The organism is Bacillus sp. GS3m_15504 (assembly GCF_055825275.1).
Map to the genome: position 1 here is coordinate 1153002 of NZ_JBVVNL010000001.1, position 20666 is coordinate 1173667.

The window sequence follows — 20666 nt, forward strand, 5'->3', positions numbered from 1 at the left end:
GCGTGAAAGGGTAGTTTTTCTTATTATCACGTTGGAAAAGTGATTTCACGAATTGTTCATAGTATTTTTACGTGTTTTTGCTACAATATGTAAGGAGAGGAGTGGAACAATGCAAGATATTAGTATTTTTTTAGCGTTTGGCGCCGGGTTTTTATCATTTATTTCCCCATGTTGCTTGCCGCTTTATCCGGCATTTCTATCATATATAACAGGTATGTCGGTTTCTGAGCTGAAAGAAGAAAATGCAATGCTTCGCAAAAGAAGTATGATACATACAGCGTTTTTCTTACTTGGATTTTCAATTATATTTATTGCAATTGGATTTGGTACAAGTTTTATTGGAGGCATCTTTACAAATTATAAAGATTTAATTAGACAGTTAGGTGGTATATTTATCATCGTGTTCGGTCTTATTATTGTCGGTGTGTTTAAGCCGAAGTTTTTAATGCAAGATCGTAAATTTACGTTTAAAAATCGTCCGAGTGGTTATTTTGGATCTGTTTTAATTGGGTTGGCATTTGCTGCAGGGTGGACGCCTTGTACAGGACCTATTTTAGTGTCTGTAATCGGATTAGCAGCAACAAATCCAGAATCAGCAATGATTTATATGATCGCATATATACTTGGATTCGCTATTCCGTTCTTCGTGCTATCATTCTTTATTACGAAAATGTCTTGGATTAAAAGAAATAGTATGAAGTTCATGAAAATCGGGGGATACGTTATGATTGTCATGGGTATCTTCCTATATTTTAACTGGATGACGAAAATTATCGTATATTTCTCAAGTTTATTTGGTGGATTTACTGGTTTTTAGTATTATTCTGTGAAAATGTTGGAAATACTAACGGAAAAGCATATAATGAAAGTATATTTTGCATATAGCCACAAAAAAGGATGAGAAAATATGAACATAGTTGTTTTATCCAGTATCGTTGCTGTTTGTATGGCTGTTGGTGCGATGTTTATTCGTTTAAAAGCAGCTAAGAAACCTGCAACATTGAAAAAAATTATACTTCCGCCATTCTTTATGAGCACGGGGGCATTGATGTATGTTTTTCCTGAATTTCGATTAACTCCAGCAGAAATGTTAGAAGCAATTGGTGTTGGTTTGTTTTTCTCTATTTTTCTTATTAAAACATCTAAATTTGAAATTAGAGGACAAGAGATTTATTTAAAGCGTTCGAAAGCATTTGTTTTTATTTTAATTGGATTACTTGTAGTGCGTATTGTATTTAAAACATATTTAAGTCAATCTCTTGACTTAGGACAACTTAGTGGTATGTTCTTCTTACTTGCATTCGCAATGATAGTGTCATGGAGAATCGCGATGTACCGTTCCTTTACGAAATTACAGAAGGAAATGGAAAAAGAAGACGGTTTTTATAATGAAAAAGATATGAAACTAACTTAAAAACTGTATATGTATAAAATAAAAAGACAGCGTTTTTTGACGCTGTCTTTTTATTTATATTGTTAACACCTTCTATCCCAGCCACGACGTATAAAACGTGTACCATCAAAAAAGCAAGTTAAATTTGGTGATACGAATGGACCGATAAACGGAATAATGTTTGGCTCTGAAGTTTCGTCAACAGAAATCGGTGGTTGAGTAGGATCAGGTCTTAATGTATAGCGAATGCGAGCAGTATTGCGAATTAGACCGCCTCGTGGCTCTGCTGTTACTTGGACGATAAAACGGATAACAACGGATTCACCTGGATTAACAGTGTCGATAAGAATACCAATAGTTGGGTTAGTTCCAGGACGTGCTACTCCGTTTACTGTTACTGAATTCGGATAGAAAGTAACTTCAGGTGGAAGTGGGTCGGTAATGAGTACATTATTTGCTGGGATAGCACCATTGTTAGTAAAGGTAAGTGTATATGTGATGAAATCACCAAGATGGGCGCTATTTACATTTGCAGTCTTAATAAATGTGTTTGGCTCATTAGGGTTTACTTCTACTGTAATTGGTGGTGTTGTAATCGTTGTTGTGACGGGTGGTCTAGTAGGATCTGGTTGAGAAGTAGACGTAATGAATGCGATATTTGTAATCATTCTATTAGGTGGAAGGGTAATAACCTGTACTTGGAATGAAATTGTTACTGAGTCTAATGGATTAAGAGTTCCAACTAGAATTCCTGTAGATGGATTTGCATTTGGAACTGGAATGTTGTTAATTGTGACACTGTTTGGAATGAATGATGTACCTGCAGGAAGTGAATCAGTAACAGAAATGTCAGTGACAGGAATGGTACCTTCGTTTTGGAATGTGATAGTAAACGTAATTGTATCACCTACTGAAACGATGGATTTATCAGCAGTTTTTATCGGATTAATAGTCCCGACATTTACAGGAGTAATTGTAGTAGGTGTAGGCGTAGTAACGGATACCGGTGGTTTAGTAGCATCTGGTTGGTATTGGAATGAAACGTTACCTTGGTTTTGGATCTCTCCACTTGGTGGAATTGAAGTAACTAGGACATGGAAAGAAATCGTTGCTGATTCAGAAGGAGAAAGTGTTGGAATTTGAATACCTGTTTCTGGATTTGCAGTTGGCTGAGATACATTATTAATCGTAACGCTATTTTGGATAAATGAAGTACCGGTTGGTATAGGATCGCTTACGAGTATATTGTTGGCAGGAATGGTACCTGTATTTTGGAGAGAAATTGTATACGTAATAATATCACCTAATGTAACTGTTTCCGGCGTAGCTGTTTTTTGTGGATTTAATATAGCTGTATTTACGTCCGTCGTGTTAATTGGAGTAGGGTCTGTAATAGTAACAGGTGGTTCACCAGGAATTGGTTCATATGTGAAAGTAACAGTTGCTTGATTTCGAATGATACCACCAGGTGGTACACTTGTTACTCTCGCTTGGAATTGAACAGTAATTGTATCGTTCGGATTGACTGTACCTACAGGTATACCTTCTACAGGATTTGCTCCAAGATCAGGAATACCATTTAATATAACGGTACCTGGAACAAATGTTAGCCCATTTGCTAACGGATCAGTAACGATAACGGAAGTTGCAGGGACTGACCCGCGATTTTGGAAGGTTACAGTATACGTTATAATTTCATTTATATCTACAATTTGTTTGTCTGCTAGTTTATTTGGGTTAGGTGTAGGCGTAATAACGGATACTTCAACAGTTGGAGTAGGATCTGTAATGGTAATAGGGGGTTCGCCAGGGTTTGGCTGGAATGTGTAAGTGACAGTTGCAGTGTTTTTAATAATACCATCTGGCGGTAGTGCGGTTACAGTAACTTGATAAGTTAACGTAACAATTTGTCCTGGAGTAACAGTCCCAACGTTTACACCACTATTTGGATTTGCTCCAGGCGAAGAAACGCCATTAATCGTAACACTATTCGGAATGAAAGTAGTACCAGCTGGAGTAGGGTCTGTAATAATAACATCTGTCGCATTAATATTCCCGACATTTTGGAACGTAATTGTATATGTGACAGTATCACCAAGATTAATAGTTTGAGGGTTACCTTGTTTGTTAGGATTAATAGTGACTTCACTTACTTGCGTCTTTGTAGTAGGTGTAGGCGTAGTAACAGATACAGGTGGTCTAGTAGGATCTGGCTGGTATTGGAATGAAACTGTCCCATGATTTTCGATAAAGCCTGTTGGTGGTATCGATGTTACTTGAACTTGGAAAGTTACGACGGCGGAAGTGTTAGGTTCTAATGTACCGATAAGAATTCCAGAACTAGGAACAATACCTGGCTGTGTAACGTCGTTTATCGTAACACTATTCGGAATGAAAGTAGTGCCAGCTGGAATAGGGTCGGTTACAAGTACATTTGTTGCAGGGACAGTTCCTGTATTTTGTAAGGAGATTGTATAGGTGATTGTGTCACCTAATAAAGCAAATACTTTATCAGCGGATTTTGTAGGGTTTGTTGTTGCCGTGTTGACATTGGTAGTAGTAGGAGGCGTTGGAGTAGTCACTGTTACTGGAGGTTCTCCAGGATTGGGTTGGAAGGTGTAGGTGATAGTAGCTTCGTTTACAATAATTCCGTTAGGTGGTATGGAAACAACACGAACTTGGAAAGTTACAACAACTGATTGACTAGGGTTTAATGTTCCAAGAGGAATCCCAAGAGCTGGATCAACATCGCTAGTTGGGATACCATTAATTGTTACACTATTTGGAATGAAAGTCGTACCAACAGGAATTGGATCTGTGAAAATGATATTTGTTAGTTCGACAGTTTGTAAGTTTTGGAATGTAACGGTGTACGTAATGATATCGTCTATATCAACGTTGTTTCGATCAGCTGTTTTCGATGGATTAATAATGCTATTAATGATTTCAGTATTAACTGGTGGTGTTGTCTCTGTTTCTGTAACAGGAGGTTCATTTGGATTAGGCTGAGATGTAAAGTTGACTGAACCAACATTTGTAACAACCCCGTTAGGCGGTATATTCGTAATCGTTACTTGGAATGTGATGGTTACTATTTGATTCGGTTGTATTGTACCGATAGGTATTCCAATACTTGGATCAATACCTGGTTGTGAAATACCATTTACTGTAACGGAATCCACAATAAATTGTGTACCTAATGGTGGTGGATCAATGACAGATACATTTGTCATAGGAATATTTCCGATGTTTTCAAGAGTAATCGTATACGTGAGTGCATCTCCAATGTTAGCGACTGGTAAATCTACTATTTTAGCTGACTCTAACTCTGCATTTTGTACAATTGTTTCTGCGATTGGAGTAGGTGTTGTTGTTGTAATAGGCGGAAGAGTAGGGTCTGGTTGGGATGTGTAAGTGACATTTGCTTCATTTGAGATAATTCCATTTGGTGGTAAAGCTGTTACTTGTACTTCGAAAGTAACAGTTACTATTTGTCTAGGGTTTAATGTGCCAACCGGGATTCCTGTTTCAAGGTTCAAATTAGGTTGTGGAATGCCATTAACCGTAACGCTACCAAGAATAAATGTAGTTCCAGTAGGGATAGAATCTGTAATAATGACATTAGTTGCAGGTATATTACCAGTATTTTGAAGGGTGATCGTATAGGTGAGCGTATCACCAATACTTGCAAACTCACGATCTACTGTTTTTTGTGGATTCAGGTTAGCGGTACGAACAGGTATTGTTACCGTCGGAGTCGTTTCTGTTGTTGTGATAGGAGGTTCATTCGGATTAGGTTGAGAAGTATAGGTAACACTTGCTGTGTTTTCTATTTTTCCACTAGGAGGAATAGCATTTATTTGAATTTGGAATATAACTGTAACTGTTTCGCCTGGGTTAACTGTACCGACAAGAATACCTGTCACTGGACTGGCGCCAGGTTGAGTAACATTGTTTACAGTAACGCTATTCGTAACAAAAGAAGTACCCGGAGGTAAAGCGTCTGTAATTGTTACATTTGTAGCAGGGATTGTACCTTGGTTTGTAAATGTAATAGTATAAGTTACAGTGTTTCCTATTTCTGCAAATGTTAAATTAGCAGTTTTTGTTGGGCTGATTACTGCGGTTTGAATCGGAGTATTCGTTTCTGGTGTTGTTTCTGTTTTTGTCACAGGAGGTAAAGTCGGATCCGTTTGATAATTAAATGTAGCGCTTCCTTGGTTATTTATGGTTCCGCTCGGTGGAATGTTAATGACTTGAACTTGAAAAGTGATAGTAACTCTTTCAGTTGGTGTTAGCGTACCGATTGGAATTCCTGATGCTGGATTTATTCCTGCTTGAGGAACACCGTTAATAGTTACGCTATCTGGAATAAATGTAGTACCAGCTGGAATCGAGTCTGTTATAGTTACGTTCGTAGCTGGTACAGTTCCAACATTTTGGAAAGAAAGAGTATAGGTAATAATGTCATTTAATGCAACGAAGGAACGATTTGCTGTTTTTTGTGGTTCTAATGTAGCTGTATTGACAGTTGTTTCCGTTTCAGGAGTTATAATGGTAGTTGTGACAGGAGGCTCGTTAGGATTTGGTTCATATGTGAATGTGATATTTGCTTTATTTCTAATGACTCCACCAGGTGGGATACTGTTTACGATACCTTGAAACGTAACTGTAATACTTTGACCAGGATTGACAGTTTCAATCGGTATGCCAATTTCGGGATTTTCGCCAAGCTGAGATATTCCATTAATAACAACGCTACCTGGAACGAATGAAACACCTTGCGGAAGCGAATCTTGCACAGTAACATTCGTTGCAGGAACGGTTCCTTTATTTTGGAAAGTAACAGTAAAAGTAACTATATCGCCTATATCAGCTATTTGAAGGTCCGCGGATTTTGTAGTTGTTGGATTTGGATTATTAATAGATACGTTCACATTAGGTGTTGGTGTAGTTGAAGTGACAGGGGGTTCATTTGGATTTGGTTGATATTGATAAGTGAACGATGCTTGATTTTCAATTATTCCATTTGGTGGGAAATTTGTAACGAGGACTTGGTAGGTGATTGTTTTTGTTTCTCCAACAGCTACAGTACCCAATTGAATACCAAGTGCTGGGTTTGATCCCGGAGAGGTAACTCCATTAATGGTCACACTATCTGGAATGAAGGTGGTTCCGCTAGGGGTAGAATCTATAAGTGTCACGTTAGTGGCAGGAACAGTTCCTCCATTTCGAAATGTAATTGTGTACGTAATGGTATCACCTATATCAGCAAGTTGTTTGTCGGCAGTTTTAGTTGGAGTTGAAATAATAGTATTAACGGCTGTTTCTGTTTTGGGGGTAGGACTTGTTTTTGTCACAGGCGGCTCATTAGGATTTACAGTATGAGTAAATGAAACAGTACCTTGGTTTTCAACCAATCCATTTGGTGGCACACTAATAACTTGCACTTGAAAGGTTATAGTTGCTGCTTCAGTAGGATCTAATGTGCCTACTGTTATACCTGTGGAAGGATTTGTATTCGGCTGTGAAATCCCGTTAATAGTCACGCTATTTGGAATGAAAGTAGTTCCATTTGGAATAGGGTCTGTCAGGACGATATTAGTAGCAGGAACAGTTCCGTTATTTTGTAAACTAATGGTATACGTAATAATATCACCAATATCAGCAAAAGCTCGATCAGCAGATTTCGTTGGGTTCACTGTTGCTGTATTGACAGTTACTCTTGTAGGTGGCGTTGGTTCAGTCGTTGTTACTGGTGGCAAGGTAGGATCTGGTTGGTACGTATAAGTTGTTGAAGCCTCATTTGTAATAGTACCGCCAGCAGGAATTTGTGTAACACGAACTTGGAATGATAGTGTTTTTGTTTCGCCTGGATTCAATGTACCAACAGTAATCCCTAATGCAGGGTTCGAATTTGGAATAGGATTATTATTTAAAACTACACTATTTGGGATGAAAGTAGTACCAGCAGGGATTGAATCAGTAAATATTACGTTAGTAGCAGGAACAGTTCCGTCATTATTAAATGTAATCGTATACGTAATAATGTCACCAATATCAACAGCGGTTTTATCAGCTGTTTTTATAGGATTAATAATAGCGGTATTAATAGGAACGGTAGTAGGTGGTGTAGGATTTGTTGTTGTAATCGTAGGTTTAGTTGGATCAGGCTGATAAGTAAATGTTGTATTTCCTATATTTCGAATTACCCCATTTTGTGGAAGGGAAGTTACCTGGACTTGGAAAGTAACGGTTGTTGTTGAACCGGCATTAATCGTTCCAACTTGTATCCCGCCAGCAGGATTAATATTAGGCTGTGAAACACCATTAATTGTTACGCTATTTGGAATGAAAGTAGTACCAGCAGGGATTGGATCGGTCACAATGACGTTTGTAGCAGAGATATTTCCCGTGTTTGGCAATGTAATCGTATACGTAATAATATCACCGATGTCAGCAACTTGTGGGCTAACAGTTTTTGTAGGATTTACAATTGCAGTTCGTATAGAAGTGTTAGTTGGAGGTGGGGTAGTTGTAGTAGTTGTTGGAGGTTCAGTCGGGTTCGGTTGTGACGTATAGGTTACGTTTGCTTCGTTCGTAATCGTTCCGTTGGCTGGAAGGGAAGTGACTTGAACTTGAAAAGTAACGGTCGTCGTTTGACCAGCTGCAACAGTACCGATTGGAATATTTGTCGGGGTTACGCCAGTTTGTATAGTGCCATTAACTGTAACGCTGTTAGGAATAAAAGTAGTACCTGTAGGAATCGGATCAGTAATTGAAACATTCGTTGCTGAAGTGTTACCGTTATTTGGGATTGTGATCGTGTAAGTAATAATGTCACCAATATTTACAATTTGTTGGTTTGCCGTTTTTGATGGATTAATGATAGCGGCATTAATTAATGTTTCTACAATATTACTAGTTGACGTTCTATTAATAGGAGGTTGACCAGGTGGATTATATTGAAAGCTTGATGAAGCGCTATTTCGAATTGGATTTTGCACAGGTAAACTGTTAACTTGAACTTGAAAAGTAATGGTTGCATTTCCATTAGCTGCAATCGTTCCAATGTTTATACCAGTAGCAGGATTGTCTGTAGTAGGCGTACCATTAACTGTAACACTACCTGGTACAAAAGTAGTGCCAGCAGGAGGTATATCTGTAATGATAACATTATTTGCAGCTAATGGTACTTGGTTCGTTGCGGTAATGGTATACGTAATCGTATCACCGATGGTAGCAATTGTTTTTTCAACCGTTTTTACTAATGCAACATTAGCTGTGAAAATATCTGTATTAACTATATTGCTTGTTGTTGTTCGACTAATAGTGGGTACATTAGGTGCTGGTTGAAATGTGTATCCAAAGGATGCCACGTTACTTGCAACTGGTGGGGTAGGGACACTTGTAACATCTACTTGAAAGGTAATTGTAACAGAGCCGCCAGCAGGAATGTTGCTAATGGGAATACCAGTAGCAGGATTTCCAGCTGTTGCAACGCCATCAACTGTAACGCTGTTTGGAACGAAAGTAGTGCCAGCGGGTATGGGGTCTGTAAATGTAACGTTTTGGGCAGGAAGTGTTCCGGTATTTTGGACAACGATTGTATAGGTTAAACGACTTCCTATTGTTGCTATTGCCATTAGATTCGTCCTTTCTGTATAAATTTAAATCCGGTCAAGGGATTAAATATTTACAACTAGTATTATATAATGATTTGGAAATAATATGATTTATAAATATTGGTATAAAATGAGCTCGTCATTGCATCCTATTCAAATTTAAATGAATAGGAATAGGCAAAGGCTTTTTTTTTGCCCAAATTAGTCTGTGCATATACAAATGGAACTTTTTTTACTCGTTTGCATTAAATGAAATAGCGAATAAATATTTATCTTATATGGAAGGGGAGTGGAATTGTTGGCTTTTGTACAAACATATACGAAAACGGACTCTTTATTTATGGTACACACAGGGAATACAGTTGGCATGCGTGGTATTACAACAGCGACGGCGTATCAATACAATGCATTAATAACAAGAGATACAAATTTAAGTTTTGCAGGGGTTCCTTCTTCGGTAGATCCATTAACTTTTGCGGGAACGACAAATGATTGGACATTAAATGGTTCTTGGGCAAGGCTTAATCCTTCAGTAACAGATGTACCAGCAACAGCAACTGTAGACTTTGCAATGCTAGTATGGCAAGGAACATTGAGTGCAACTGTGACAGAAACGGTGGTAAATAACAATATACCTACTTTACAAACACCGGATGGGGTCACTCATACAATTACGAGTATTCCTGCATGGGGAGAGACGAGATCAAGCGGAACATTTCAAGGTACCATTTATACACGTGCTGCAAATGTAACAAATATTCTACAAGGGCTTTCAAATCGAGCAGCGGGGGATTATTTTGTAGAAAGGGTTCCCACGGCAAATCCTCCGACGCAAGGGACAGGTGTAGGATGGGCATTGGTTGTTGTATATCGCGATAATTCATATCCTATTAGGAATGTTAGTTTATATACTGGTTTACTCATTTCTACATTGGGTGAGACAGCAACGATTTCAAATTTTATCACTCCAGCTGTAGCGCCGGTTAATGCTCGTGTATTTACAATGGCAATTAATGGTGATACTGATGCGACAGGTGATAGATTTAACTTAAACGGTACGGGACTTTCAGGACCTAATAATTTAATAAATAACTTTTTTGCTTCACAAGTAAATAATTATTTGGGAAATTTAAATACAGTCGGAAGTTTTGGGGATAGAAATATGCCAATTGGTACTTCTGCGACTAATCGACGTGCAGAGTTTGATGTGACAAATGTACCTGCAAATGGCGTGTTAACAGCTGGATCTACTTCTACTACCGTGAATATCCCAAATACATTTGATTATATTTACGCTGGTGCTGTCGGTTTACAAATAGATTTAGCGGAGGCACGTTTAACTGCTACAAAATCAGTAACTGTAAGTTAAAAAAGATTGCTATAAGCTAGCAATCTTTTTTATGAGGTAGATTTTGTTAGTAAAGATTGATAATGAGAATAATCAATCTTTTTTTCTTGTAGTTTTTTTACTAAAAATTTATGATCACGCTTCGGTGTAGCAATAATATACCCTTTAATAATTAAATCTTGTGTAATTTGAGAGGCTTTCTCTTGTAATGCTAGTTCACCGATTTTGCCAGCAATTTTTGATTTAGCAACATCGCGAAATAGTTCTGGAACAGGACTGACGAGCTCTTCTAACAATTGTTTTTGTTCGTCATCCCATAAATGCCTCGTTTTATTAATATAGTGCTCTTCCCAATCTAAAATGGACATACCATCTTCTTTTGGTAATCGTTTTAAAAATTTTCTGAACATAAAGTATCCACCGATAGACATAAGTCCTAATAAAATAACAGTCCATAGCACAATAAACCAACTGAACCATCCTTCGAGCAAGCGTATCCCCCCTTAATGATTGCGGTTTTCTTTTATTCATATTATAAACAGTGAGATTCATAGAAAGCAAGAACGCTTGGTCATTTTGACCAAGCGTTATCATTTAAACAAAGTATAGTTGTTCAACACATAAATTATTATTATCATCTTCTACATATTCAATGATTAATGTGCCAACTTTACGATCTTTATCTTCAGTTGTGAAAATAGAGTAAGAAGTAAAACGTGCTGTTGATAGGCCGCTTATATGTGTAGGTAAAGAAATGTAGTCGTTATCGCGGAAGAATTCCATTAGTTCAATATCCTCAAATTCTTTTCGGTCAACTTGTTTGTTTGTATAGCGGCGTTGAAGTTGTTTTAAAGACTCATTCCAAGAAATTGCTTTTGTGTCGTATACCATTGTTCTATCTCCTTACTGTATGTAATCATTAAGAACATACGTTCTAATTTAGTATACTCTTTTTATTAGAAAAGGGAAAGCAAAAAATAATGTAAGCTTGGATTTCCAAGCTTACATTATTGATGCGTCCGTCATAATCTCTATTTTTTATTATAAGTTAGATAAGAATAAGAAACAAGATGATATATATTTTGTTGATAGTTTTCAAGATTCTGTATATTATAGTTTTACTGAAGCGCAAGGGAATGAGAGGAATGGCATATGTAATTTCACTCCAAGGACCGATGGCAAGTGGAAAAACCACTTTAGCTAAAAAGTTAGAGCTACATGGGTTATCGGTGATATATGAAAATCCATATCCAATTGTAGAAAAGCGAAAACAATTAAATTTGGATATGAATTCAAAAGAAGGGTTTATAGCAAATCAAAAAATGTTTATAGAAGCTAAAATAAAAGAGTTTCAAAATGCGAAGGGTTCAGTCGTAATTTTTGATCGTGGACCAGAAGATATTGAGTTCTATACAATCTTTTATCCTACAACTATAGGAAAAGAGTGGGATATAGAAACTGAATTAAAAGATGAATTATATAAATTAAGAGAATGTCGTTCAGATGCTATTTTTTATTTGGATGTATCGGAAAGTAATTTATATGATAGAAAAAATAATGATAGAACAAGAAACAGAAGTACATTTGAGGAGCAATTTAAATTAGTAGAAACTGAAAAAGACTGGTATAAACAATTTCCTGTAACTTATGTGGACACGAATAGATTATCAGCAGACACATTAGGGGTATATTTTATGAAGTGGTTAAAGGGGAGAGGGCTATGAAAAAAATACTATTATTCGTATATCCAACATTTGCGGAGTTTGAAATTACGGTAGCAACGGCATTGTTGAGAAATAAATATGAAATCATTACAGCAGGTTTAACAAAAGAAATGATTATAAGTGAAACAGGTTTGCAAGTACAACCACATATAGAATTAGGTGAAGTGCGTGTAGAAGAATATGAGGGGATTATTATTCCAGGCGGAGATGCGATACATATGGAGGATGCAGAAGTACTCTTTTCGGTCATTCGTCAATTTCACGAACAAGAAAAATTAGTAGCTGCTATTTGTGCTGGACCGTATGCGCTAGCAAAAGCAGGCTTATTCAAAGAAAACTCGTATACAGTAACTATGGATTATAGAAAATTAGATTGTTTTCCAGTAGAAAATTTTGTGTATGAAGAAGTTGTGCAACATTCAAATATTATTACAGCACAGGGGCATGCATTTGTGCCATTTGGAATAGCAATTGCCTCTTATTTTGGAGTAACAAATGAACATAATATAAATTTTTACAGTGGTAAGGGGAATGTGATGATGGAGAAGTTTTTGCCTGAGAATGTATAAAAGCTAGCTAATGCTAGCTTTTTTCTTTTTGACATCGATAAATGGCTAACGTTTTTGGATCGCGCCATATACCGTTATGAAGTAACAATTCATTTTCTACTTCTTCTTTTAGCCAGTCCTTCATTTCGGCGTGAAGAAGTGTGTTATCCGGTATATTTAGCGACGGAAACATGCTAGAAATATAGTTTACAATCGGAGTAGCATGATGAAAAATGAGAGCATTATGAATAACTGATACTTCAACAGTTGGAAAAACAGACTGTAATATCTCTTTACCATTTTCTAAACAAAATGGAGTGACTGATGATGTTGTTTTCGGCAAATCAAATGTGTCTAGCATGCGGTTACACATTTCAACTATACGAGGTAATGTAACGTTAGAATTTGTTGTAGCTAAAAGTGAGCCACCAGGATGAATTACTTTATGGAATCCTTGAATTGTTTTTTCGACATCTTTCATGTGATATAACATATGTCTTGCGACAATCAAGTCGTAGTAATTAGCTTCAAAAGGAAGTTTTCCAGCGTCACCTAGTCTCCATTCAATTAAATTATTCGTTTTAGTGGCTTCAGAAAGCATGGCTTCTGATTGATCAAAACCGGTTAATTGACCTTTATGGCCATTCGCTTGCAAAAGGGAAAGGAATTTTCCGTTAGCGCATCCAACCTCTAATATTCTTTCTCTCCCTTGAAGTTGTAAATGTTCAATAACGATTTCATCTAAGTTCACTTGTTTTTCTTCGTAATGTTTATGTGTATCGATACGTGTTTGTAAATTGTTACTGACGCTATATTGCCGTTTTACATCATTCATTTTTTCATATTCCACTTTCATACAAAATTGTTGAATCGCATGTGTTAATACATCGGTTTTCTTTAAACCTTCGTAATGAAGTGCGGATTCAAACCTTTCAAGTAATTTTTCTTCAATTCGAAAATGAATATCTTTTCGCTTTTTCATTGAAATCTCTCCCCTTTGCATCTGTTAGTGAGACTATAGCATGCCTGAAAAATTTGTGTAAATCATTTGTGTACACAAATGGAGAAGATGAAAAAATGTTTGAATGTGAGTTTAAACTATTGACGATTTAACCGTTTTCATATATTCTTAAATTAAGAAATATTCAAATAATTAAAAGAAATGAGAGAGTCACATGCTTCTTCAAGGAACACATCGAATTGGTCGTATGGCCATGCTGTTGGCACTTGCGGATGAGAATGAAAGCCCTGTATTATCTATCCCAAAAGGTTGGAAATATTGTACGGGGAAAGTGGGTTCGATGAATTCGCAAAAGGTTGTCGCAGCAATGGAAACAGCGGCTAAAAGCAACCAAGTTATTGAAACAGACGTTTACAGAGAAACACATGCACTTTATCATGCAATAATGGAAGCTTTGTACGGAGTGACGAGAGGTCAAATTCAGTTAGCAGACGTTCTTCGTACAGTAGGACTTCGCTTTGCGATTGTGCGCGGTACACCATACGACGGAAAAAAAGAAGGCGAATGGGTTGCTGTTGCATTATATGGAACGATTGGTGCACCTGTAAAAGGATCTGAGCATGAGGCGATTGGTTTAGGAATTAATCACATATGATTTGCCCATAGTCTATTAGTTAGAAGGGGGCCTTACTTTTTTTAGGACAGAAGTCTGTCTTAAAAAGATAAGGCCCCCTTTTGCCTTTTTAAGGAGGAAAAAGAATGATTACATTAACAGGACATACATTGACAATTGAAGAAATGAAGAGGTTGTTACTTGAAGGGGAAGGTGTAACCGCTTGTCCAACTAGTATGCAAAAGGTGGCGGAGTGCCGCGAAGTAGTTGAGAAAATTGTAGAGAACGGAAAAGTCGTTTACGGTATTACAACTGGATTTGGAAAGTTCAGTGACGTGCTAATTCAAAAAGATGATGTAAAGGCACTTCAGCACAATTTAATTCAGTCACATGCATGTGGGATAGGCGATCCATTTCCTGAAGAAGTATCACGCGGTATGTTAATTTTACGAGCGAACACGATGCTTAAAGGAGTATCTGGTGTTAGACCGCTCGTTGTAAATATGCTTCTTGAGTTTGTAAATCGTAAAATTCACCCAGTTGTTCCGCAACAAGGTTCACTTGGTGCGAGTGGTGATTTAGCGCCTTTATCTCATCTTGCGCTCGTATTATTAGGCGAAGGTGAAGTGTTCTATAAAGGGAAACGTGTTCATGCGATGGTTGCTCTTACAGAAGAAGGTCTTGAGCCAATTGAACTTGAAGCAAAAGAAGGTCTGGCGTTAATTAATGGTACGCAGGCGATGACAGCGCAAGGAGTTCTTTCTTATATAGAAGCAGAAGCAACGGCTTATCAAGCTGAATTAATTGCATCTATGACAATTGAAGGGTTACAAGGCATTATTGATGCATTTGATGAAAATGTTCATAAAGCACGTGGTTATAAAGAGCAAGTGGAAGTAGCGAGCAGAATTCGTGACATCCTTCATGATAGTAAATTAACAACAAAACAAGGAGAACTGCGTGTACAGGATGCGTATTCACTTCGCTGTATTCCGCAAGTACACGGTGCTTCTTGGCAAGTTTTAAATTATGTAAAAGAAAAATTAGAAATTGAAATGAATGCCGCGACAGATAATCCACTTATTTTTGATGGCGGGGAAAAGGTAATTTCAGGTGGTAATTTCCACGGTCAACCGATTGCATTTGCGATGGACTTCTTAAAAGTAGGGATGGCAGAACTTGCAAATATTTCAGAGCGTCGTATTGAGCGTTTAGTAAATCCGCAGTTAAATGATTTACCACCATTTTTAAGTCCAGAACCAGGACTTCAGTCTGGTGCAATGATTATGCAATATGCTGCAGCGTCACTAGTTTCTGAAAATAAAACGTTAGCGCATCCGGCGAGTGTTGATTCAATCCCGTCATCAGCTAACCAAGAAGATCACGTAAGTATGGGAACAATTGCTTCACGCCATGCACATCAAATTATTCAAAATGTAAGACGCGTTCTTTCAATTGAGATGATTTGTGCGATGCAAGCAGCAGAATATCGCGGAATTGAAAACATGAGTACAGTGACGAAAAGCTTCTACCATCAAGGTCGTCAGCAAGTACCTTCTATTACAAATGATCGTATATTCTCAACAGATATTGAAAATATTACGCATTGGTTAAAAACGAATTATTCGATAAAAGAAAGATTAGATGTAAACGCAGCATTATAAAATGAGAAAAGGGAGAGATTGAAATGGAAAAAGTTAAACAAACAATTCGCGCGCCAAGAGGTACTGAGTTACAAACGAAAGGGTGGGTGCAAGAAGCTGCACTTCGTATGTTAATGAACAATTTAGATCCTGAAGTTGCTGAAAAACCAGAAGAATTAGTTGTATATGGCGGAATTGGCCGTGCAGCTCGTAACTGGGAAAGCTATCAGGCGATTGTAGATTCATTAAAAACGTTAGAAAGCGATGAAACTTTACTTGTTCAATCAGGAAAACCAGTTGCTATTTTTAAATCACATGAAGATGCGCCTCGCGTTCTTTTAGCGAACTCAAACTTAGTACCGAAGTGGGCGAACTGGGATCACTTCCGTGAACTAGAGAAAAAAGGTCTTATGATGTACGGACAAATGACGGCAGGTAGCTGGATTTACATCGGAACACAAGGTATTTTACAAGGAACTTATGAAACGTTTGGTGAAGCGGCGCGTCAACATTTCGGTGGTTCATTAAAAGGCACATTAACACTTACTGCTGGTTTAGGTGGTATGGGTGGTGCACAACCTCTTGCTGTAACGATGAACGGCGGTGTTGTTATTGCTATTGATGTTGATAAGCGCAGCATCGATCGTCGTATTGAAAAGAGATACTGTGATATGTATACAGAATCATTAGAAGAAGCGTTAGCGGTTGCGAACGAGTATAAAGAGAAGAAAGAACCGATTTCTATTGGTTTATTAGGAAATGCGGCAGAAATTTTACCAGAACTAGTGAAGCGCAATATTACGCCAGACTTGGTTACAGATCAAACATCTGCTCATGATCCATTAAACGGTTATATTCCAGTAGGCTACACGTTAGAAGAAGCAGCAAAACTTCGTGAAGAAGATCCAGAACGCTACGTACAATTATCAAAAGAAAGCATGACAAAACATGTGGAAGCAATGCTTGCTATGCAAGAAAAAGGCGCAATTACATTTGATTACGGAAATAACATTCGCCAAGTTGCTTTTGATGAAGGTTTGAAAAATGCATTCGATTTCCCAGGATTCGTTCCAGCATTTATCCGTCCATTATTCTGCGAAGGAAAAGGACCATTCCGCTGGGTAGCACTTTCTGGTGACCCAGAAGATATTTATAAAACAGACGAAGTAATTTTACGTGAGTTCGCGGATAATGAGCATTTATGTAACTGGATTCGTATGGCTCGTCAGCAAGTTGAATTCCAAGGCCTTCCATCACGTATTTGTTGGCTTGGTTACGGTGAGCGTGCGAAATTTGGCCGCATCATTAATGAAATGGTTGCAAATGGTGAATTATCAGCACCAATCGTTATCGGTCGTGACCATTTAGATTGCGGATCAGTAGCATCTCCAAACCGTGAAACAGAAGCGATGAAAGACGGTAGTGATGCAGTAGCTGACTGGCCAATCTTAAATGCATTAATTAATAGTGTAAACGGTGCAAGCTGGGTATCTGTTCACCACGGTGGTGGCGTTGGTATGGGTTATTCACTTCATGCAGGAATGGTTATCGTTGCAGATGGAACAGAAGCAGCAGCAAAACGTATTGAGCGCGTATTAACTTCTGACCCTGGTATGGGTGTTGTTCGTCACGTTGATGCAGGATATGACTTAGCTGTGGAAACTGCGAAAGAAAAAGGCGTTAACATTCCAATGATGAAATAAGGAGGAGAAAACATGCTGGACACTTTACTAATCAATATCGGTCAATTACTAACAATGGATCAAGAAGATGGCTTGTTAAGACGGGAAGCGATGAACACGCTTCCTGTTATCGAAAATGGTGCGGTTGGAATTGAAAATGGTGTAATCACTTTCGTTGGAACAGCGGAAGAAGCGAAAGGATTACAAGCGAAAGAGGTTATTGATTGCGGCGGAAAAATGGTTTCTCCTGGCCTTGTTGACCCGCATACTCATCTTGTATTTGGTGGATCTCGCGAAAATGAAATCGCACTAAAATTACAAGGAGTTCCGTACTTAGAAATTTTAGAACAAGGCGGAGGTATTCTTTCAACTGTAAATGCAACGAAACAAGCGTCGAAAGAAGAGCTTGTTCAAAAAGCGAAATTCCATTTAGACCGTATGCTATCTTTCGGAGTTACAACTGTAGAAGCGAAGAGTGGTTATGGATTAGATGATGAGACGGAATGGAAACAATTAGAGGCAACTGCACAATTACAAAAAGAACATCCAATCGATTTAGTGTCAACGTTTTTAGGTGCTCATGCAGTTCCGAAGGAGTACAAAGGTAGATCAAAAGAATTTTTACAATGGATGTTAGACCTACTACCAGAAATGAAAGAGAAGCAATTAGCAGAATTCGTTGATATTTTCTGCGAAACAGGTGTGTTCTCTGTCGAAGAATCAAAAGAGTTTTTATTAAAAGCGAAAGAGCTTGGCTTTGATGTGAAAATTCATGCGGATGAAATTGATCCTCTTGGTGGTGCGGAAGCAGCAGCTGAAATTGGTGCAGCATCAGCGGACCATTTAGTTGGTGCTTCTGATAAAGGAATTGAAATGCTTGCAAACTCTAATACAGTAGCCACTTTATTACCAGGAACAACCTTCTATTTAAATAAAGAAAGCTTTGCTCGCGGTCGTAAAATGATTGATGAAGGTGTTGCGGTAGCTTTAGCCACAGACTTTAACCCAGGCAGCTGCCCAACTGAAAACATTCAGCTTATTATGAGCATCGCAATGCTGAAATTGAAAATGACACCAGAGGAAGTTTGGAATGCTGTAACAGTTAACTCTTCTTATGCTATTAATCGAGGCGATGTAGCTGGGAAAATTAGAGTGGGTCGTAAGGCAGATTTAGTTTTATGGGATGCTTACAATTATGCTTACGTACCGTATCATTACGGTGTAAGTCATGTAAATACAGTGTGGAAGAATGGTAATATCGCATATACAAGAGGTGAACAATCGTGGAGCACGGCCACTATTTAAAGAAAAATGCAAAGTTTATTGATCGTGAAGTGACGAAATGGAGTGAGATGATTAAGGATTGGGAGGAAGGCGTGGAAATATTCGGTGCTGCCTTAATTGGAGCACCCCTTTCTAAACCGTCTATTAGTCATTCAGGAGCAAGTTTTGCACCAAAAACAATTCGTTCGATGTTAGATGCATATAGCACATACGCAATTACAGAAGAACACGATATGAAAGAAAGTGTTCTATATGATTGCGGTGATATTACAATGCATGTAACAGATATAAAAGAAAGTCATAACCGAATTGCTAAAACAGTAGGTCATGTAACGAAAGTAAATCCAAACATGATACCAATTGTTCTTGGTGGTGACCACTCGATTAGTTTTCCGAGTATAACGGGCTTTGCAAACAGTAAAGGGAAGGTCGGTATTATTCAATTTGATGCCCATCATGATTTACGTAATTTAGATGATGGTGGTCCGTCAAATGGTACGCCGTTCCGTAGTTTATTAGAAAATGGTGTCATTACAGGAAAACAACTTGTTCAAATCGGTATTCGTAATTTTTCAAACGCGCGTGCGTACCATGAATATGCAAAAGAACATGGCGTGACAGTGTATACAATGAAGGATGTACGAGAGCGAGAAATAAAAGATATTATGACGGAAAGTATTGAAGTATTAAGAAGGCAAGGCGTGACTTCTATTTACATTTCTCTTGATATGGATGTACTAGACCAAGCGTTTGCGCCAGGTTGTCCAGCAATTGGGCCTGGTGGAATGGATAGTACGACTTTACTAGATGCGATTGAATTCCTTGGTAAAGAACCGCTCGTTCAAGGGATGGATATAGTAGAGATTGATCCAACTCTTGATTTTAGGGATATGACGAGTAGAGTAGCAGCGCAAGTGATTATGAGTTTTCTTTTAGCGAGGGAAACAGTTAGTAAGCAGGTTAGTATATAGACGGAAAAGTAGATTTTTATTTATGCCTTATCAAAAACACATTACTACTCAAATGTAGTGATGTGTTTTTATGTTAAAAGAGAATGAATGTGTGTGGAACCGTTAATAAAATTGCGGTTTTTTATAGTGTATTGTGTGAATTTAATTTCTTGCTTTTGAAGTATTGACGTGTAAAATAATTTTATGATAAAATAAAAATTTTGCTAAAAAATTAAAGTTGTGTTAAGCTTGAGAAGGTTACCATATATGGAGGTGGATTATTTGTTTCAAATTGGCGATAACATTGTTTATCCAATGCAAGGAGCAGGTATAATTAAAGCCATAGAAGAGAAGGAAATCGCAGGGGAAAAACAACAGTATTATGTTATAAAAATGTCGGCTAGTAATATGGAAATAATGATTCCTGAAGGGAAAATATTGAATTCAAATATACGACCAGTTACAGATATCAAGGCATTAATACACATAATAGATATTTTTCAGCATGGAGAATCAGATAGATTACTTACATGGAAACAAAGGTACAAAGTGAACACTGATAAAATAAAAACGGGTAAAATGCAAGAAGGTGCTGAGGTTGTGCGTGATTTAATGCGTATACAGAAAGAAAAGGCACTTAATGCAAGCGAAAAGAAAATGTTAGATAACGCACATGAATTTTTGATTAGTGAACTGGGATTAATTGAAGGTATCACAGAAAATCAAATAAAAAGCTTTTGTTAAGGTTCATTACAAATAATATATGGCATCCCAAAAAAGATCTTGAATTTTTTGGGAGTATAATTATAGAGAATTAATCATTTCAAAGACATTCAACTCTTTCAAACCACTTTTAGAGCATTAACCTCTTTTGTTATTACTACAATCAAATCCG

15 protein-coding genes are annotated in these 20666 nt (G+C 37.6%); 11 read left to right on the forward strand and 4 right to left on the reverse strand.

The window, feature by feature from the left end; genetic code table 11:
• The first annotated feature begins 109 nt into the window (after positions 1 to 109).
• A complete protein-coding gene (gene ccdA / locus AC0L0O_RS06225; protein WP_001152684.1) occupies positions 110 to 817 on the forward strand; it encodes a cytochrome c-type biogenesis protein CcdA in 708 nt (235 codons plus the stop codon).
• Positions 818 to 907: 90 nt separating this feature from the next.
• A complete protein-coding gene (locus AC0L0O_RS06230; protein ID WP_001028639.1) occupies positions 908 to 1414 on the forward strand; it encodes a CcdC family protein in 507 nt (168 codons plus the stop codon).
• A gap of 62 nt (positions 1415 to 1476) precedes the next feature.
• On the opposite strand, the gene AC0L0O_RS06235 is transcribed toward AC0L0O_RS06230, so the two are convergent.
• Entirely contained in the window at positions 1477 to 9039 is a 7563-nt protein-coding gene (locus AC0L0O_RS06235) for a DUF7507 domain-containing protein (protein ID WP_428889391.1), read from the reverse strand.
• A gap of 277 nt (positions 9040 to 9316) precedes the next feature.
• Here AC0L0O_RS06235 and AC0L0O_RS06240 point away from each other — a divergent pair, with 277 nt between their 5' ends.
• The gene (locus tag AC0L0O_RS06240; RefSeq protein ID WP_000896244.1) at positions 9317 to 10387 is read left to right on the forward strand and encodes a hypothetical protein; all 1071 of its coding nucleotides are present in this window, start codon (positions 9317 to 9319) and stop codon (positions 10385 to 10387) included.
• Positions 10388 to 10416: 29 nt separating this feature from the next.
• Here the strand turns inward: AC0L0O_RS06240 and AC0L0O_RS06245 are convergent, their stop codons facing one another.
• Positions 10417 to 10857 (reverse strand): DUF2621 domain-containing protein, encoded by a 441-nt coding sequence (locus AC0L0O_RS06245; protein WP_000889384.1) that lies wholly within the window; start codon positions 10855 to 10857, stop codon positions 10417 to 10419.
• A 103-nt stretch (positions 10858 to 10960) separates the two neighbouring features.
• On the reverse strand, positions 10961 to 11257 hold the full coding sequence (locus tag AC0L0O_RS06250) for a hypothetical protein (protein WP_000262403.1): 297 nt from the start codon (positions 11255 to 11257) through the stop codon (positions 10961 to 10963).
• Between the two features lie 254 nt (positions 11258 to 11511).
• On the opposite strand from AC0L0O_RS06250, the gene AC0L0O_RS06255 reads away from it, so the two are divergent.
• Entirely contained in the window at positions 11512 to 12090 is a 579-nt protein-coding gene (locus tag AC0L0O_RS06255; protein ID WP_072180093.1) for an AAA family ATPase, read from the forward strand.
• Positions 12087 to 12659, forward strand: coding sequence for a type 1 glutamine amidotransferase family protein (locus AC0L0O_RS06260; RefSeq protein ID WP_000722222.1), 573 nt, complete (start codon positions 12087 to 12089; stop codon positions 12657 to 12659). The genes AC0L0O_RS06255 and AC0L0O_RS06260 overlap by 4 nt, the downstream gene beginning before the upstream one ends.
• A 13-nt stretch (positions 12660 to 12672) precedes the next feature.
• Here the strand turns inward: AC0L0O_RS06260 and AC0L0O_RS06265 are convergent, their stop codons facing one another.
• Positions 12673 to 13620, reverse strand: coding sequence for a class I SAM-dependent methyltransferase (locus AC0L0O_RS06265; RefSeq protein WP_000746257.1), 948 nt, complete (start codon positions 13618 to 13620; stop codon positions 12673 to 12675).
• A 193-nt stretch (positions 13621 to 13813) separates the two neighbouring features.
• Here AC0L0O_RS06265 and hutP point away from each other — a divergent pair, with 193 nt between their 5' ends.
• The 6 genes from hutP to AC0L0O_RS06295 all read left to right on the forward strand — a co-directional run bounded on the left by hutP (position 13814) and on the right by AC0L0O_RS06295 (position 20515).
• Complete coding sequence (gene hutP / locus AC0L0O_RS06270) at positions 13814 to 14254, forward strand: hut operon transcriptional regulator HutP (RefSeq protein ID WP_000926516.1); 441 nt, start codon at positions 13814 to 13816, stop codon at positions 14252 to 14254.
• Between the two features lie 104 nt (positions 14255 to 14358).
• Positions 14359 to 15876, forward strand: a complete 1518-nt coding sequence (gene hutH / locus AC0L0O_RS06275; RefSeq protein ID WP_000631853.1) for a histidine ammonia-lyase — start codon at positions 14359 to 14361, stop codon at positions 15874 to 15876.
• Positions 15877 to 15899: 23 nt separating this feature from the next.
• Positions 15900 to 17558 carry a urocanate hydratase gene (gene hutU, locus AC0L0O_RS06280; protein WP_000416714.1) on the forward strand — a complete coding sequence of 553 codons (1659 nt, stop codon included), beginning with the start codon at positions 15900 to 15902 and terminating at the stop codon, positions 17556 to 17558.
• Between the two features lie 12 nt (positions 17559 to 17570).
• A complete protein-coding gene (gene hutI / locus AC0L0O_RS06285) occupies positions 17571 to 18842 on the forward strand; it encodes an imidazolonepropionase (RefSeq protein WP_000887529.1) in 1272 nt (423 codons plus the stop codon).
• The gene (hutG, locus tag AC0L0O_RS06290; protein WP_000399855.1) at positions 18821 to 19792 is read left to right on the forward strand and encodes a formimidoylglutamase; all 972 of its coding nucleotides are present in this window, start codon (positions 18821 to 18823) and stop codon (positions 19790 to 19792) included. Before hutI ends, hutG begins: the two co-directional genes overlap by 22 nt.
• Before the next feature lie 261 nt (positions 19793 to 20053).
• Positions 20054 to 20515 (forward strand): CarD family transcriptional regulator, encoded by a 462-nt coding sequence (locus AC0L0O_RS06295; RefSeq protein ID WP_003160944.1) that lies wholly within the window; start codon positions 20054 to 20056, stop codon positions 20513 to 20515.
• Positions 20516 to 20666: the final 151 nt, after the last annotated feature.